This window comes from Streptomyces sp. NPDC008125 (assembly GCF_042957125.1).
Lineage (GTDB): Bacteria > Actinomycetota > Actinomycetes > Streptomycetales > Streptomycetaceae > Streptomyces.
On record NZ_JBIBHR010000012.1, the window covers coordinates 133935 to 149786 of the forward strand.

A 15852-nucleotide genomic window follows, 5' to 3' on the forward strand; every position below is an offset into this window, starting at 1 on the left:
CGTCGTATGGCTACGGAAGACGCGGTGCGCGAAGCACTGGCGACAGTGAACGACCCGGAGATCCACCGTCCGATCACCGAACTCGGCATGGTGAAATCGGTCGAGATCGATCCTGACGGTGTGGTGGCTGTCACGGTGTACCTCACGGTCTCCGGCTGCCCGATGCGCGAGACCATCACCAGGAACGTGACCGACGCGGTCGCCGCGGTGGAGGGCGTTTCGCGGGTCGAGGTCACCCTCGACGTGATGAGCGACGAGCAGCGCAAGGAGCTGGCGGGCGCGCTGCGCGGCGGCACCGCCGAGCGCGAGGTGCCTTTCGCCAAGCCCGGCTCGCTCACCCGCGTCTACGCGGTCGCGTCCGGCAAGGGCGGCGTCGGCAAGTCCTCGGTGACGGTCAACCTCGCGGCGGCGATGGCGGCCGACGGGCTGAAGGTCGGCGTGGTGGACGCGGACATCTACGGCCACAGCGTGCCCCGCATGCTCGGCGCCGACGGGCGGCCCACCCAGGTCGAGAACATGATCATGCCGCCGTCGGCGCACGGCGTGAAGGTCATCTCCATCGGCATGTTCACCCCGGGCAACGCCCCGGTGGTCTGGCGCGGCCCGATGCTGCACCGCGCGCTCCAGCAGTTCCTCGCCGACGTCTACTGGGGCGACCTCGACGTCCTCCTGCTCGACCTGCCGCCGGGCACCGGGGACATCGCGATCTCGGTGGCCCAGCTGGTGCCGAACGCCGAGATCCTCGTCGTCACCACCCCGCAGCAGGCGGCGGCCGAGGTGGCCGAGCGGGCCGGTTCGATCGCGGTGCAGACGCACCAGAAGATCGCCGGGGTCGTGGAGAACATGTCGGGCATGCCGTGCCCGCACTGCGACGAGATGGTCGACGTGTTCGGCAGCGGCGGCGGTCAGCGGGTGGCCGACGGTCTGACGAAGACGGTCGGCGCCGAGGTGCCGGTGCTCGGCTCGATCCCGATCGACGTACGGCTCCGCGAGGGCGGCGACGAGGGCAAGCCGGTCGTGCTCTCCGACCCGGACTCCCCCGCGGGCCGGGCACTGCGCTCCATCGCGGAGAAGCTGGGAGGCCGTCAGCGCGGCCTGTCCGGCATGTCGCTGGGCATCACCCCGCGCAACAAGTTCTGAGACGGCGGGAGCCGGGCGGTCCGTGGGAAAACGGACCGCCCGGCTCCTCGTGCGTCCGGCCGGCTCCTCGTGCGTCCGGCCGGCTCCTCGTGCGTCCGGCCGGCTCCTCGTGCGTCCGGCCGGCTCCTCGTGCGTCCGGCCGGTACCGCGTCACGCCCGTGCCGCGTAAGCCCGTGCCGCGTACGGCTCAGGCGTAGGCGGCGACGTCCTCGACGGCCGAGAAGCCCAGCCCGTACGCGCTCATCCCCCGCCCGTACGCGCCGAGGTGCACGCCCTTCGCGGACCCGGCCAGCACCCAGCCGAACTCGGACTCGCGGTAGTGGAACTCGACCGGCACGCCGTCCACCGGCAGTGAGAGGGTCGACCAGGGCGCCTCGTCCAGCTCGTCGGCGAGCTCGAACGCGATCTCCGTCTGCTGGTCGAGCCAGTCGTCACGCAGGCCGTGGTCGAGCTGCTGCGGCCAGGTGCAGGCCAGCAGCCCGGAGCCTGCCAGCCAGGCCGCCGTGGACACCGTGGTGGCCTCCAGGGTGCCGGTGCCGTCACCGCTGCCGCGTACGGGGCTGCTGGCCACGGTCACCACGACGGCGAACCGGTCCTTCTCGGGGCCCGCGTCGGGGCGGGCCAGCGGCTCGTCGCCGTGGCCGATCGCGCCGTGCTGGACGGTGCCGTCCGCCGCCCGGCCGACCGGCGCCAGTCGGCGCGGACCGGTGAACGCCTCGTCCAGCGCGTACCAGGGGAAGGACGCCTGCAGATAACCGTCGACGACCGCAGGCCGGGCCGAAGGCACCCCCTCCGCCTCCGCGGTGTCCGTGCTGGGCGTGCCATCCGTGTCAACCCGACTCGTGGTCTCCATCTGCCCGGCCGCCTCCTCGATCTCAGATCCGGAGCGGCCCGCCCCCCGCGGGCTCGGGCATCCTCGCAACCGGACAGATGGAGAATAGCCATACCGTCCGGACGAGCCGGGATTGACGGGTCTCAGGTGGCGTCGGCGTCGAACGGCGGACGGTCGTCCTGGACGGCCGGAGCGGCCTTCTTCAAGGGGTCCGCCTTCGCCAGGGGGTCCGTCTTCGCCAGGGGGCCGGCAGCGGGGGACTTCGCCGGCGTGCCGGCGTCGGACCCGGCCGGGGCGGCCACCGTCGCCGCCGCCGCGGAGGCCACGCTCTCGCGGCCGTGCACGGCGTCGGTCATGTCGGTGATCTCCTTGCGGAGGTCGAAGCTCTCGCGGATCTCCTTGAGCCCGAGATCGTCCTCGCCGTCCATCAGCTGCTTGCGGATGAACGTCTTCGGGTTCAGGTCCTCGAACTCGAAGTCCTTGAACTGCGGTCCCAGCTCGGAGCGGATGTCTTCCTTGGCACTGTCCGAGAACTCGCGGATCTTGCGGATGGTGCGCGTGACGTCCTGGATGACCTTCGGCAGCTTGTCGGGGCCGAAGACCAGGACGGCGAGAATCCCGAGAGTAAGCAGCTCAAGTGCGCCTATGTCGTTGAACACTGTGCCGCTCCTCGTGTGCTCCGCGTGTTCGTCGCGTGGTCTCCCACCGGCCCGGCCGGAGAGTCCGGCCGTGCAAACGGTACCTGGCCAAGCTGTACGGACGGTACCTCGCGTGGACGTTCAGGTGCCGGTCACGGACCCCAGGGTCAAAGTCATGGACAGCTCTTTACCCCCGCGTGTGAGCTTCAGGACGAGCCGGTCGCCGGGGCGGTGGGCCCGGATCTTCACGATGAGCTCCTCGCCGTTGTGGACGCGTACTCCGTCCACCGCCGTGATGACGTCGCCCGGCCGGATGCCCGCCAGGTCGCCGGGGCCGCCCTCGGTGACGGCGGCGGAACCCCCCTCGCCCCCGGTGTTCACCTTCGCGCCGTCGCCCAGGTACTCCATGTCGAGGGTGACGCCGATGACCGGGTGGGTGGCCTTGCCGGTGTTGATGAGTTCCTCGGCGACCCGCTTGCCCTGGTTGATCGGTATGGCGAACCCGAGGCCGATCGACCCCGCCTGGGCGCCGGTCCCGGAAGAGCCGGTGTCGGCCGCGCGGATGGCGCTGTTGATGCCGATCACCTGTGCCTGGGCGTCGAGGAGCGGACCGCCGGAGTTGCCGGGGTTGATGGGCGCGTCGGTCTGGAGGGCGTCGACGTAGCTGACGTCGGTGGAACCGGCCTCCTCGCCGCCGGCGGTGATCGGGCGCTGCTTGGCGCTGATGATCCCGGAGGTGACGGTGTTCGACAGGTCGTACGGGGCACCGATGGCCACCACCGGGTCGCCGACCTCGACGTTGTCGGAGTTGCCGAGAGCCAGCGGGCGCAGCCCGGAGACCCCGCTGACCTTGACCACGGCCAGGTCGTAGCCGCTGTCCGTGCCGACCACCTCGGCGCTCGCGCTCTCGCCGCCGCTGAACGTCACGGTGATGTCGCCGGACTGACCGGCGGGCGCGACGACGTGGTTGTTGGTGAGGATGTGGCCCTGGCCGTCGAGAACGAACCCGGTGCCCGTGCCGGATTCCTCGCTGCCACTGACGTGCAGGGTGACGACGCCCGGCAGGGCGCTCGCGGCGATCCCGGCGACGCTGTCCGGTGCCCGGCCGGCGGGCACGCCGTCGGCCTGCGGGAGGTGCACGGTGGTGAGGCCGCCGTTCCGTTCGACGTACGCGCCGACCCCGCCGCCGATGGCGCCCGCGACCAGCGCGAGGAGTACGGCCCCGACGAGCAGCGATCCGCGCCGCCCACTCGGACGCGACCCCGCCGGGAGGACCCCCGGCGTTCCCGGGCAGGTCCGGACCAGCGGCTGCTGCGGGGAGTCCGCGGCCCACGGGTCGTAGTGCTGCCAGGGCGTTCCGGGAGCCGTCGCGCGGGCTCCGTGCCCGGCGTACCCGCCGGGCACGGGGGTGCCGTGCGCCGGGGTGGTGGCCGGGTGCTGGACCGGCGGGGCGGGCGCCCAGGGGCCGGGGCCGCCGTAGGGCGGGGTGCCGTACTCGTCGGGCTCGTGCAGCGGGCGCGCGGCGCCGGGGGTACGGGGCCCGGGGACCTCCGGGACGGTGGGGGCGGGTCCGTCGGCGACCGGCGCGGGGGTGTCGGCGGCCGGGGCGGGTCCGCCGGCGCCCGGGGCGAGGACGTCGGCGACCGGCGCGGACGGTCCGTCGGCGACCGGCGCGGGGGCGGGTTCCGGAGCCAGGGGCGCGGGCCCCGTCGCGGGGCGGCTCCACCACTTCGGCTTCGGTCCGCTGGGCTTTCCCTCGTCCATACTCTCCCCGCACATGGCCTCCGCACGCCCTCCCCGGAGCGCTCCGAGCGGCATTCAACCAGGTTTCCGGCGGGGCGAGCGGCGACGGCGGGGAGTGGGTGAGGGGCCCGGCTGTGCGGGCCCCCGGAGGATGCCGGTCCCGCGCCGGGCATGCCCGGCGCGGGGGGACTCAGCGCAGCGCCTGCCGCGGTGACGACAGGGCCGAGAGGGGCGTGGCGGACGGGGACGGGGCGGCGGACGACGCGGCGGAAGGCGCCGGGGCCGACGGGGACGGAGCGGCAACGCCGGCGGTGGCCCTCGGCTGGGCGGCTACGGCGGGAAAGAGCGGCGCGAGGAGCGGGGACGCCGTGCTGGGGCATATCAGCGAGGCCAGCGAGACCTTGCGCGTCGGCTGCGTACGCTCCTGCCCGGCCCCGAGGAGGGTGCCGGCGCCGGACAGGGCCGGCGAGGTGGCGGTGGTGAGCCCCACCGGTGCGGAGGACGCCGCGAAGGTGGAGGTGATGCCGGAACGGTCCTCCACGGAGAGGGCGCCGCCCTGGGAGCTGCCCCGGCTGGCCGAGGCGATTCCGCTCGCCGCGCGTTCGTCGGCGTCGAGCGGGGTCGTCGCGGAACCGGCTCCCTCGGCCCGCAGCGGAACGTCGAACGCGTCGTCCACCGGGATGGCGCCGCCCAGGGCGATCGCCGCCAGCGAGACGGCGCTGGCGGCCGCGAACGCGAATCGGCGGGCCCGCCACGGGGAGCGGTCGGCCTCGCGGGCCACCTCCTGTATGCGGAAGCCGGAACCGATGGCACCACCGGGCAGCACGGAGCCCGGTCCGTGCGCGGTGGGGAGGTAGCCGAAGCCGTCCAGCGGCGAGGGGGCCCTCTCCGTCCGCCGGCTGTCCGAGGGGCCGCCCGGAAGGCGGTAGTCGTCGACCGGCCGCCCGTCGGGGCCGAAGGGCCCGCGCGGGAATCCGTCGTCGGTCCCGGTGCCCGTGCCCCCGGGAAGGCCCTGGAGGCGGGCGAGGAAGCCCTCGCTGGGTGAGGGGGGAGCCGTCTGCGCGAACACGGACTTGACCCGCCGTTGGGCATCGGCTTCCGCCTTGCAGCGGGCGCAGGTGGCGAGGTGGGCCAGGACGCGTTCGCGGGCGTCGTGCTTGAGCTCGCCGTCGACCAGGGCGGCGAGCCGGTCCCCCAAGTGCTGCTCGGCAGGGGTGGGGCCTGTGGGGGTCACGCCGTTCCGCCCTCCCCCACGAGGACCGCGCCCGCCAGGGAGCGCTGTTCGGCGCGGGCTTCGGGAGACCGGTGCTTGAGCGCCTTGCGCAGATGCGAACGGCCTCGGTGGATGCGGCTGCGCACGGTGCCCAGCTTGACGCCGAGAGTGGCCGCGATTTCTTCGTAGCTCAGTCCCTCGATGTCGCAGAGCACCACGGCGGCACGGAACTCGGGCGCGAGGGTGTCCAGCGCCTGCTGCACGTCCGCGTCGAAGTGGGTGTCGTTGAACGCCTGCTGCGGCGACGGCTCACGGCTGGGCAGCCGCTCGGCCGCGTCGTCCCCGAGGGAGTCGAAACGGATCCGCTGCTTACGGCGGACCATGTCGAGGAAGAGGTTGGTGGTGATGCGGTGCAGCCACCCCTCGAAGGTGCCGGGGGTGTACGTCGACAGCGACCGGAAGACGCGGACGAACACCTCTTGGGTGAGGTCCTCCGCATCGTGCTGGTTGCCCGTCAGCCGGTACGCGAGTCGGTACACGCGACCGCTGTGGGTGCTGACGATCTCTTCCCATGAGGGCGGGGTCCACGCCGGGGATTCCGTGTCGGAGGCGAAGGTCGCGGTCGTTGCGGAATCGTTGGAAGAACGGTCAGCTTTGTTGGTCACGGATTTCGGCTCACCCGCCGACCTGAGAAAGCGCCGCAGCGCACCTCCCCGATCCCCAGGCGCAGCCGCACCTCCCCTGTCGGCTCTGGTGGTGTCCAGTGGAGCCCCTACCATAGCCACCTCGCCCGTTAGCTCCGTATAAGCCTTTTTCGAGGGGCCGGGCCATGCCCGGGGCCTGCTCCCGCCGGTCCGGTGGGCCCGATCCGCGGGCCCCCTTCGGGCGCTTTCCCCTCTCCCTCCCCAACGTCCGGTCCCATCTGCGGGTTCCCCTGCGCAGCGGATACAGTCACCGTTGCGCCAACTACGGGGACAGGAGAGGGTCATTACCGCCAACCGGCAGACGAGCTGGGCGTTCGCCGACGCCTTTGTCCCCGAGGACGAGGCTCTGTACCTGGCCCGCGAGCGGTCCAGGTCGTTCGGGATCCGCTCCGTCTCCCCCGGCACGGGTGCCGCACTGCGGCTGCTCGCCGCCGCGGCGGACGCCAAGGCGGTGGCGGAAATCGGCACCGGTACCGGCGTGTCCGGCATCTACCTGCTGAACGGGATGCGCCCGGACGGGGTGCTGACCACGGTCGACCCCGAGCCGGAGCGTCAGCAGTTCGCCCGTGAGGCGTTCCGCTCGGCGGGGTTCGCCACCAACCGGTCGCGTTTCATCCCCGGCCGTGCGCTGGACGTCCTGCCGCGCCTCGCGGACGGCGGGTACGACCTCGTCTTCTGCGACGGCGACCGGCTGGAGAGCCTGGAGTACCTGGCCGAATCGTTGCGTCTGCTCCGCCGGGGCGGGGTCGTCTGCTTCGAGGGGGTCTTCGCGGACGGCCGTACGGTCGACGCGGCTGCCCAGCCCGCCGAGGTCCAGCGCATCCGGGAGCTGCTGCGGGCGGTGCGGGAGAGCCAGGAGCTGATGTCCACGCTGCTGCCGGTCGGCGACGGGCTGCTCTGCGCGGTCCGCCGCGGCTGAGCGCCCAGGATCCGGGCCGGGCGCCCCGGCCCCGGGCCGGGGCACACGCACGGCCGCCGGCCGCGCTCCCTCTTCGTGTACGGCCCCGGACACGCTTCTGCCCCGGCACGGTGGACCGTGCCGGGGCAGAAGTGAAGTGTGGGCGCGCGGAAGGTCAGCCGACAACCTTCTTGAGCGCGTCGCCGAGCGCGTCTGCCTCGTCCGGAGTCAGCTCGACAACAAGCCGACCGCCGCCTTCGAGCGGAACGCGCATGACGATGCCCCGCCCCTCCTTTGTCACCTCGAGCGGGCCGTCGCCCGTCCGCGGCTTCATGGCCGCCATGCTCGTTCCCCTTCCTGAAACCAGCTCAATCGCAACCGGCGGCCCCATGACAGGCGCTGCCTCACCGGCATCGAACACATTGCTTCCAGGTCATTATCCCGCATGCGGCACCCCGATGACCAACATCGATCGGCATCGCTTGCGCAACGCACACCACCAAAACCACCCAATTCGGCGATCCGGCTGCGATACTTCGCCCCCTCGCGGCCCGAGGTGAGAGCCAATCGTTAGACGCAGGTCACATGTCGGCCCGGCGGGGCGTCGGCCATGCTTGCCTGGCGAAGCACCGAACCTGGACAGCGAGGGGACACCACCATGGCCGAGGAACTGGCGAGCACCGTGCTCTACGAGGTGAGCGACGGGCTGGCGACGATCACCCTCAACAGGCCGGACGCGATGAACGCCATGAACACGGCGGCGAAGGTCGCCCTGCGGGACGCGCTGCGCGCCGCCGCCGGTGACTCCTCGGTGCGCGCCGTCCTCCTCACGGCCACCGGACGCGCCTTCTGCGTCGGCCAGGACCTGAAGGAGCACGTCGCCTCCCTGGCGGCCGCGCAGGAGACGGGCGGCGGCAACGCGCTGAGCACGGTGAGCGAGCACTACAACCCGATCGTGCTCGCCATCACGGAGATGGAGAAGCCGGTCGTGGCGGGGGTGAACGGGGTCGCCGCGGGGGCCGGTTTCGGCTTCGCGCTCGCCGCCGACTACCGGGTGGTCGCCGACACCGCCTCCTTCAACACCTCGTTCGCGGGGGTCGCGCTGACCGCCGACTCCGGGATGTCCTGGACGCTGCCCCGGCTGGTCGGCCCGAGCCGCGCCGCCGACCTGCTGCTCTTCCCGCGGTCGATCACGGCGGCCGAGGCGTACGAGCTGGGCCTGGTCAACCGGGTCGTCCCGGCGGCCGGCCTCGCGGCCGAGGCCGCGGCGGTGGCGCGCGCGCTGGCGGACGGGCCGACCGTGGCCTACGCGGCGCTGAAGGCGTCGATGGCGTACGGCGCGGGGCACACCCTGGCCGAGACGCTGGAGAAGGAGGACGAACTCCAGACGGCGGCGGGTGCCTCGCAGGACCACACCATCGCGGTGAAGGCGTTCCTCGCCAAGGAGAAGCCGCGGTACCTCGGGAAGTGAGGCCCGGAAGTGAGGCCTGACACCGGGCCGCGTACCGGGCGGCCGGAGGCCCGGTGTCAGCCGGTGGCGCCCCGCGCCACGCAGTCGGCGAGGTGGTCGTCCACCAGGCCGCACGCCTGCATCAGGGCATGGGCGGTGGTCGGGCCGACGAAGCGTACGGACCGCCTCTTCAGCGCCTTGGCGAGCGCGGTGGACTCCGGGGTGACGGCCACCACGTCCCCGAGTCGGCGGGGGGCGGGCCGGGTGGCCGGATCGGGGGCGTACGACCAGATCAGTTCGTCCAGCTCGCCGGGGGCCCACGCGGCGAGCACCTGGGCGTTGGCGAGGGTGGCGTCGATCTTGGCGCGGTTGCGGATGATGCCGGCGTCGGCGAGGAGGCGCTCCTTGTCGGCGTCGGTGAACCGTGCGACCTCGGCGATCTCGAACCCGGCGAAGGCGGCGCGGAAGCCCTCCCGGCGGCGCAGGATCGTCAGCCAGGAGAGTCCGGACTGGAACGCCTCCAGGCAGAGGCGTTCGAAGAGCGCGTCGTCGCCGTGGACCGGCCGGCCCCACTCGGTGTCGTGGTAGGCGAGGTAGTCCTCGGTGCTGAGGCCCCAGGGGCAGCGCGGCCTGCCGTCCGGGCCCGGTTCGGCTCCGCCGCTCATGGGGTCTCTCCGTCGTCGTCGCCGGGCTTCTGGTCGGTGGGCCGCTTGTCGAGTCCGGGGCCGGGGGCGCCCTGGGCGAGCGCTCCGGCGAGCGCCGACTCCAGGTCGGCGATCCGGGCGTCGCGTTCGGCCAGCTCGGCCGCGACCCGGTCGAGCGCCTCGTCGACGTCGGCCATGCGGTAGCCGCGTACGGCCATCGGCAGCCGGAGCTGCTCCATGTCGGCGGTGACCAGGGGCCGGGTCACCGGCAGTGGGTCGGTGGGGAACTCGGGCGCGGTGTCCTGGAGCACCGTGCGGTCGCCCCCACCGACCACGGCAAGGGTGACCGCGCCGACGACCACGACCATCGCGAGCAGCAGGAACAAGAACACGTGCGCCTCCCCAGAGGGCGGGAATCAGTCCGGGTCCGATCGTGCCATGCGGCAGTGACAGTTAGGGTCGTTGGTTCGGCCCCAGGGTCGATCTACGAGGAGGAACACGGGATGCGAAGCGGTCCACTCAGGCTGGGACGGCGGGAATTCGGTCCGCACGAACCGGTGATCATGGCAATCGTGAACCGGACCCCCGACTCCTTCTACGACCAGGGCGCCACGTTCCGGGACGAGCCGGCGCTCGCCCGGGTCGAGCAGGCGGTCGCAGAGGGCGCCGCGATCATCGACATCGGCGGTGTGAAGGCGGGACCGGGCGAGGAGGTGTCCGCCGAGGAGGAGGCGCGCCGCACGGTCGGGTTCGTCGCGGAGGTCCGCCGCCGCCACCCGGACGTGGTGATCAGCGTGGACACCTGGCGGCACGACGTGGGCGAGGCGGTGTGCGAGGCCGGCGCCGACGTGCTGAACGACGCGTGGGGCGGGGTGGACCCGAAACTGGCGGAGGTCGCCGCCCGGTACGGTGCGGGGCTGGTCTGCACCCACGCGGGGGGCGCGGAGCCGCGTACCCGCCCGCACCGGGTGGAGTACGGGGACGTGATGGAGGACATCCTGCGGGTCACCGTGGGGCTGGCCGGGCGGGCGGTGGAGCTGGGGGTGCGGCGGGACGGGATCATGATCGATCCCGGTCACGACTTCGGGAAGAACACCCGGCACTCGCTGGAGGCGACCCGGCGCCTCGACGAGATGACGGCGACCGGCTGGCCGGTGCTGGTCTCGCTCTCCAACAAGGACTTCGTCGGCGAGACCCTGGACCGCCCGGTGAAGGAGCGGGTGATCGGGACGCTCGCGACCACGGCGGTCTCCGCGTGGCTGGGGGCCCAGGTGTACCGGGTGCACGAAGTGGCGGAGACCCGTCAGGTGCTGGACATGGTCGCGTCGATCGCCGGACACCGGCCGCCCGCGGTGGCGCGGCGCGGGCTGGCGTAGGGTGCCGGGCCCCGGCCGTCCGGCCCCGGGAGGGGCCGGACGGCCGGGGGCGCACCGGAAAACCGGCGGGGAGGGGGCCTACCGGCCGACCTCCTTCGTCACCAGGGCCACCGCCTCGTCCACGTCGTCGGTGACGTGGAAGAGCAGCAGGTCCTTCTCGGACGCCTTGCCCTGGGCGACCACGGTGTTCCGGAGCCAGTCGACGAGACCGCTCCAGTAGGCGGAGCCGAAGAGCACGATCGGGAAGCGGGTGACCTTGCCGGTCTGGACGAGGGTCAGCGCCTCGAAGAGTTCGTCCAGGGTGCCGAGGCCGCCGGGGAGGACGACGAAGCCCTGGGCGTACTTGACGAACATCGTCTTACGGACGAAGAAGTAGCGGAAGTTGACGCCGATGTCGACGTGCGGGTTCAGCCCGGATTCGAAGGGCAGCTCGATGCCGAGGCCGACCGAGATCCCCTTCGCTTCCCTGGCGCCCTTGTTGGCGGCCTCCATCGCGCCGGGGCCGCCGCCGGTGATGACGGCGAAGCCCGCGTCGACGAGCGCCCGGCCGATCCGCACCCCGGCGTCGTACTCCGGGGTGTCCGCCGCGGTGCGGGCGGAGCCGAAGACGCTGATCGCGCTGGGCAGCTCGGCGAGCGCCCCGAACCCTTCGACGAACTCGGACTGGATGCGCATGACCCGCCAGGGGTCGGTGTGCACCCATTCCGAGTCGTCCTCGGAGTCCAGCAGCCGCTGATCGGTCGTGCCGGGCTGCACCTGGTCCCTGCGGCGCAGCACCGGGCCGAGCCGCTGTTCCTCGGGCTTGACCGCCCCCTCGGGGATCTCTGCGTGCTCGGGAATCCGCGCGTCCTCCGGGTTGCCCATGACCTGCTCCCTCCACCGACCTGCGTTGTGGCTGTTCCCCGTCAGCCTAGATCGGTCGAGGTTACGGGCGGGGTAATGCCGTGGGTCAGCTGGTGAGCCAGGAGCGCAGGCGCTCCTCGCAGTGGGTGATCCGTGCGGTCGCCACGTGTTCGTCGCGCTTGTGGGCGTAGAGCGCGTCTCCGGGACCGTAGTTGACGGCGGGGACACCGAGGTCGCCGAACCGGGAGACGTCGGTCCAGCCGAACTTCGGCTGGGCGGTGCCGCCGACGGCCTCCATGAACGCCTTCGCGGCGGGGTGCGAGAGGCCCGGCATGGCGGCGGTGGAGTGGTCGTCCACCGTGAACCCGGTGATCGGGCAGTCGGCGAAGACCTCGCGGACGTGCGCGATGGCCTCCTCGGCGGTGCGGTCGGGGGCGTAGCGGTAGTTGACGGTGACGGTGCAGGCGTCCGGGATCACGTTGCTGGCGACGCCGCCCTCGATCTTCACCGCGTTGAGTCCCTCGCGGTATTCGAGGCCGTCGATGACCGGGCGGCGCGGTTCGTACGCGGCGAGCGCCGCGAGGATCGGGGTGGCGGAATGGATGGCGTTGGACCCCATCCAGCTGCGGGCGGAGTGGGCGCGTTCGCCCTCGGTGTGCAGGATCACGCGGAGCGTGCCCTGGCAGCCGCCCTCGACCTGCGCGTCGGAGGGCTCCAGGAGGACGGCGAAGTCGCCTTCGAGCCAGTCGGGGTGGGCGGCGGTGACGTGGCCGAGGCCGTTGAGGTGGGCGGCGACCTCTTCGTTGTCGTAGAAGACGAAGGTGAGGTCGCGGTTGGGCTCGGGCACGGTCGCGGCGATCCGCAGCTGGACGGCGACGCCGGACTTCATGTCGGAGGTGCCGCAGCCCCAGAGGATGCCGTTCTCGTCGAGCCGGGAGGGCACGTTGTCGGCGATCGGCACGGTGTCGATGTGACCGGCCAGGACCACGCGTTCGGGGCGGCCGAGGTGGGTGCGGGCGACCACGTTGTTGCCGTGCCGGTCGACGGTCAGGTGCGGCAGTGCGCGCAGCGCCGCCTCGATGGCGTCCGCCAGGTCCTTCTCCTGCCCGCTCACCGACGGGAAGTCGACGAGCCGGGCGGTGAGTGCGGCTGCGTCCAGAGCGAGGTCAAGCGTGCGTTCGGCCATGGCTCCGACCCTATTACTCCGGCGGGCCCGACTCTGCCGGGGGACGCTGGGGGCGGCCGGGGACGGCGGGGGAAAGACCGGGGAAGTCCGGGGGAAGACAGGGGAAGTCCGGGGGAAGACGGGGGAAACGTCCGGCGGACACCGGGGCGTTCCGGGCGGGGGTTCTCGCGGCCGCACGGATCCCGGCCCGCCCCGTACCCTCCAGTACGGTATGCCCGTGCCTCGGACGACACTCTCCTCCCCCACCGGCCACCGCTCCGGCCGCCGCCGCCTCTACCAGGTGCTGGCGGCGTTCGTCGTGCTCGCGGCGCTGGCCGGTTATCTCGCGGTGCAGTACCTCTCCGGCAGCAAGGACCTGCTGACCGGCTGCGAGGTGCGCTACGACGACGGCACGAAGGACGCCGAGGAACAGACGTACGAGATGGGCGCCGACCAGGCCGCCAGCGCGGCGACGATCGCCGCCGTGGGGGCCGCGCGAGGGATGCCGGAGCGGGCCGTGGCCATCGCGCTGGCGACCGCGATCCAGGAGTCGCAGCTGCGCAACATCGACTACGGCGACCGGGATTCCCTCGGCCTCTTCCAGCAGCGTCCCTCGCAGGGCTGGGGCACCGCGGAGCAGATCCAGGACCCCGTGTACGCGTCCGGAAAGTTCTACGAGCACCTCGCGAAGATCAGCGGGTACCAGGACCTGCCGCTGACGGAGGCGGCGCAGCGCGTGCAGCGCAGCGGTTTCCCGGAGGCGTACGCGCGGCACGAGCCGGACGCGCTGCTCCTGGCGTCGGCGCTGACCGGGCGGATCCCCGCCGCGCTGAACTGCGCGACGCCGGTCACCGCGACGGCCGCCGCCCCGGGCGATCCGGACCGGCTCCGCACCGAGCTGGTGCGGGACTTCGGCAAGGGGGTCCGGCCGGCCGAGGAGTCCGCCGGCCCGGCGGCGACGCGCACGGTCACGGTGCCGGTTCCGGAGCGCGCGACGGGCGGGGCGGAGGCGGCCGGCGGTGCCGGCGCGTCCGCCGTGACGGCGGGTGCGCGGCGGGGCTGGTCGCTGGCGCTCTGGGCGGTCGCACGCTCCGGCGAACTCGGCATCGACGAGATCCACTACGCGGGCCGGGTGTGGACCCCGGGTACGGGCTGGCGCACGGACGCGGCAGGATCGAAGGAAGCGACGAAACCGGCGGATGCGGCAGATTCAGACACCGGCGAGGTCCGGATGCGCCTCGCACAGTAGCGCGGCCGATCCCCCGCAGGGGCCATCCCGGCCATCTGCCGCCGGGTCGGCCGGATACCCGCCCGAAGCGTTGGACGAACGCACTATTTCCCTTGCGGCACAAGGGAAGTGACGGTACTCCGGGCGGCCCGGAACTTCGTGCCCGGACCATGCGTCCGGGGTGCGGATTATCCGACGCATTACCGACTCTTTACCTCGGCCCACCGCAACCTTCCCCTCCCCCGGCGCAGTTGATCAGTCCGTCCGGAACGCCGGACGAGCACTGCCGAACTTCCCGCCGAAGGAGCATCATGTCCCTCCCCCTGACCCGTCGTATCGCCCGCGCCGCCCTGCTGATCGCCGCCGCCGCTCCGGTGATCGGCGCGGCCGGTGCCGCGAACGCCGCGGGTCTCCCGCAGACGCCGGACCTGGGCGGCCTGACCAAGCTGGACAGCACGCACCTGAGCAGCACCCTCGACAGCACCGCCCAGCAGGGCGCGAAGACGCTGAACGAGACGGGCGGCAAGCTGGTCGGCACGGCCGTCCCGGTCGCCGCGAAGACGGTGAACCAGGCGGGCGAGCTGGTCGCCCCCGAGGCCAAGGACAAGGCCGGCAAGACCACCGGCCAGACGGCCGAGGTCCTCGGTGGCGCCGCCAACAAGGCGACCGGCGGCTCGCTGCCCGTCGAGCGTCTCGCGGGGGCGCTGCCGCTCGGCGGCTGAACGAGCCGCGTACCCGCAGGAGACGACGCCGAGGGGCCACGGGACCGGGTCCCGTGGCCCCTCGGCGTGGTCGGGCCGTGCGGCTCAGGCGGTCAGCCGCTTCACGGCCGCCGCGACCCGCTCGTCGGTCGCCGTGAACGCGACCCGCACGAAGCGGTCTCCGGCCGGGCCGTAGAACTCGCCGGGCGCGACGAGGATGCCGAGTCCGGCCAGGTGGGCCACGGTGTCCCAGCAGGGTTCGTCGCGGGTCACCCAGAGGTAGAGACTCGCCTCGCTGTGCTCGACGCGGAAGCCGTGGCCCTCCAGCGCCGTCCGCAGCGCCGCGCGCCGGTCGGCGTAGCGGGCGCGCTGTTCGGCGACGTGGGTGTCGTCGGCGAGGGCCGCCGCGGTGGCCGCCTGCACCGGGGCGGCGGTCATCATGCCGCCGTGCTTGCGGATCTGGAGAAGTTCGCCGAGGACGGCCGGGTCGCCCGCGATGAACGCCGCCCTGTATCCGGCCAGGTTGGACCGCTTGGAGAGCGAGTGGACGGCGACGAGGCCGTCGAACGAGCCGCCGCTGACGTCCGGGTGGAGCACCGAGACCGGTTCGGCCTCCCAGCCGAGTTCCAGGTAGCACTCGTCGCTGACGACCAGGATGTCGTGGGCGCGGGCCCAGGCGACGATCCGGCTGAGTTCCTCGGCGCGGAGCACGCGACCGGTCGGGTTGGACGGGGAGTTCAGCCAGAGCAGCTTGAGCCCGGCCGGGTCGAGCGTGGTCGGGTCGTCGTAGGTGACGGCTTCCGCGCCGCAGAGCCGGGCGCCGATCTCGTACGTCGGGTAGGCGAGCGCCGGGAAGGCGACCTTGTCGCCGGGGCCCAGGCCGAGCTGGGTCGGCAGCCAGGCCACGAGCTCCTTGGAGCCGACGACCGGCAGGACGTGGTGGTGGGTGACGTCCTTCGCGCCGAGGCGCCGCTCCACCCAGCCGCTGAGCGCGTCCCGCAGTTCCGTCGTCCCCCAGACCGTCGGATAGCCGGGGCTGTCGGCCGCCGCGGCGAGCGCTTCCTGGATCACCGCGGGCACCGGGTCGACGGGGGTACCGATGGACAGGTCCACGATGCCGTCCGGGTGGGCTTCGGCGGTGGCCTTGTGGGGCGCGAGGCGGTCCCAGGGAAATTCCGGGAGACGGGAGGAGAGTGCTGCGGACACGGAGCTCTGCTTTCTCGTACGGGCGAAAACACCGCGGTCCCGCACGGTGACGAGCCGTACGGGACCGGGCG

17 protein-coding genes are annotated in these 15852 nt (G+C 72.8%); 6 read left to right on the plus strand and 11 right to left on the minus strand.

Translation table 11 applies throughout. The features are described 5' to 3' along the window. Positions 1 to 6 precede the first annotated feature (6 nt). Positions 7 to 1140: a P-loop NTPase gene (locus tag ACFZAX_RS21480; protein WP_390963445.1), complete on the plus strand. Its 1134-nt coding sequence runs from the start codon at positions 7 to 9 to the stop codon at positions 1138 to 1140. 187 nt (positions 1141 to 1327) lie between these two features. Here the strand turns inward: ACFZAX_RS21480 and ACFZAX_RS21485 are convergent, their stop codons facing one another. The 5 genes from ACFZAX_RS21485 to sigE form a co-directional block, all read right to left on the minus strand. After that, positions 1328 to 1993 (minus strand): hypothetical protein, encoded by a 666-nt coding sequence (locus ACFZAX_RS21485; protein ID WP_390963446.1) that lies wholly within the window; start codon positions 1991 to 1993, stop codon positions 1328 to 1330. Positions 1994 to 2115: 122 nt separating this feature from the next. Beyond that, a complete protein-coding gene (locus ACFZAX_RS21490; protein ID WP_390963447.1) occupies positions 2116 to 2631 on the minus strand; it encodes a sec-independent translocase in 516 nt (171 codons plus the stop codon). Positions 2632 to 2751: 120 nt separating this feature from the next. After that, complete coding sequence (locus tag ACFZAX_RS21495) at positions 2752 to 4374, minus strand: trypsin-like peptidase domain-containing protein (protein WP_390963448.1); 1623 nt, start codon at positions 4372 to 4374, stop codon at positions 2752 to 2754. 169 nt (positions 4375 to 4543) lie between these two features. Beyond that, entirely contained in the window at positions 4544 to 5587 is a 1044-nt protein-coding gene (locus ACFZAX_RS21500; protein ID WP_390963449.1) for a zf-HC2 domain-containing protein, read from the minus strand. After that, complete coding sequence (sigE, locus tag ACFZAX_RS21505; protein WP_390963450.1) at positions 5584 to 6345, minus strand: RNA polymerase sigma factor SigE; 762 nt, start codon at positions 6343 to 6345, stop codon at positions 5584 to 5586. The genes ACFZAX_RS21500 and sigE overlap by 4 nt, the downstream gene beginning before the upstream one ends. A 178-nt stretch (positions 6346 to 6523) precedes the next feature. On the opposite strand from sigE, the gene ACFZAX_RS21510 reads away from it, so the two are divergent. After that, complete coding sequence (locus ACFZAX_RS21510) at positions 6524 to 7189, plus strand: O-methyltransferase (protein WP_386887463.1); 666 nt, start codon at positions 6524 to 6526, stop codon at positions 7187 to 7189. Positions 7190 to 7343: 154 nt separating this feature from the next. On the opposite strand, the gene ACFZAX_RS21515 is transcribed toward ACFZAX_RS21510, so the two are convergent. Beyond that, a complete protein-coding gene (locus ACFZAX_RS21515; protein ID WP_003966491.1) occupies positions 7344 to 7511 on the minus strand; it encodes a DUF3117 domain-containing protein in 168 nt (55 codons plus the stop codon). 315 nt (positions 7512 to 7826) lie between these two features. Between ACFZAX_RS21515 and ACFZAX_RS21520 the strand changes: the two genes are divergently transcribed. Next, positions 7827 to 8639 carry an enoyl-CoA hydratase-related protein gene (locus tag ACFZAX_RS21520; protein WP_390963452.1) on the plus strand — a complete coding sequence of 271 codons (813 nt, stop codon included), beginning with the start codon at positions 7827 to 7829 and terminating at the stop codon, positions 8637 to 8639. 56 nt (positions 8640 to 8695) lie between these two features. On the opposite strand, the gene ACFZAX_RS21525 is transcribed toward ACFZAX_RS21520, so the two are convergent. Then, entirely contained in the window at positions 8696 to 9283 is a 588-nt protein-coding gene (locus ACFZAX_RS21525; protein WP_390963453.1) for a DNA-3-methyladenine glycosylase I, read from the minus strand. After that, complete coding sequence (locus tag ACFZAX_RS21530) at positions 9280 to 9654, minus strand: DivIVA domain-containing protein (RefSeq protein ID WP_390963454.1); 375 nt, start codon at positions 9652 to 9654, stop codon at positions 9280 to 9282. The genes ACFZAX_RS21525 and ACFZAX_RS21530 overlap by 4 nt, the downstream gene beginning before the upstream one ends. 111 nt (positions 9655 to 9765) lie before the next feature. Here ACFZAX_RS21530 and folP point away from each other — a divergent pair, with 111 nt between their 5' ends. After that, positions 9766 to 10638: a dihydropteroate synthase gene (gene folP / locus ACFZAX_RS21535; RefSeq protein ID WP_390963455.1), complete on the plus strand. Its 873-nt coding sequence runs from the start codon at positions 9766 to 9768 to the stop codon at positions 10636 to 10638. Positions 10639 to 10716: 78 nt separating this feature from the next. On the opposite strand, the gene ACFZAX_RS21540 is transcribed toward folP, so the two are convergent. Together ACFZAX_RS21540 and dapE are read right to left on the minus strand one after the other, a co-directional pair. Continuing rightward, complete coding sequence (locus ACFZAX_RS21540) at positions 10717 to 11502, minus strand: TIGR00730 family Rossman fold protein (RefSeq protein ID WP_390963457.1); 786 nt, start codon at positions 11500 to 11502, stop codon at positions 10717 to 10719. Positions 11503 to 11587: 85 nt separating this feature from the next. Next, positions 11588 to 12667 carry a succinyl-diaminopimelate desuccinylase gene (gene dapE, locus ACFZAX_RS21545; protein WP_390963458.1) on the minus strand — a complete coding sequence of 360 codons (1080 nt, stop codon included), beginning with the start codon at positions 12665 to 12667 and terminating at the stop codon, positions 11588 to 11590. A 211-nt stretch (positions 12668 to 12878) separates the two neighbouring features. On the opposite strand from dapE, the gene ACFZAX_RS21550 reads away from it, so the two are divergent. Together ACFZAX_RS21550 and ACFZAX_RS21555 are read left to right on the plus strand one after the other, a co-directional pair. Beyond that, a complete protein-coding gene (locus tag ACFZAX_RS21550) occupies positions 12879 to 13895 on the plus strand; it encodes a hypothetical protein (protein ID WP_390963459.1) in 1017 nt (338 codons plus the stop codon). A gap of 290 nt (positions 13896 to 14185) precedes the next feature. Beyond that, a complete protein-coding gene (locus tag ACFZAX_RS21555; RefSeq protein ID WP_390963460.1) occupies positions 14186 to 14596 on the plus strand; it encodes an ATP-binding protein in 411 nt (136 codons plus the stop codon). An 84-nt stretch (positions 14597 to 14680) separates the two neighbouring features. On the opposite strand, the gene dapC is transcribed toward ACFZAX_RS21555, so the two are convergent. Next, complete coding sequence (gene dapC, locus ACFZAX_RS21560) at positions 14681 to 15781, minus strand: succinyldiaminopimelate transaminase (protein WP_390963461.1); 1101 nt, start codon at positions 15779 to 15781, stop codon at positions 14681 to 14683. Positions 15782 to 15852: the final 71 nt, after the last annotated feature.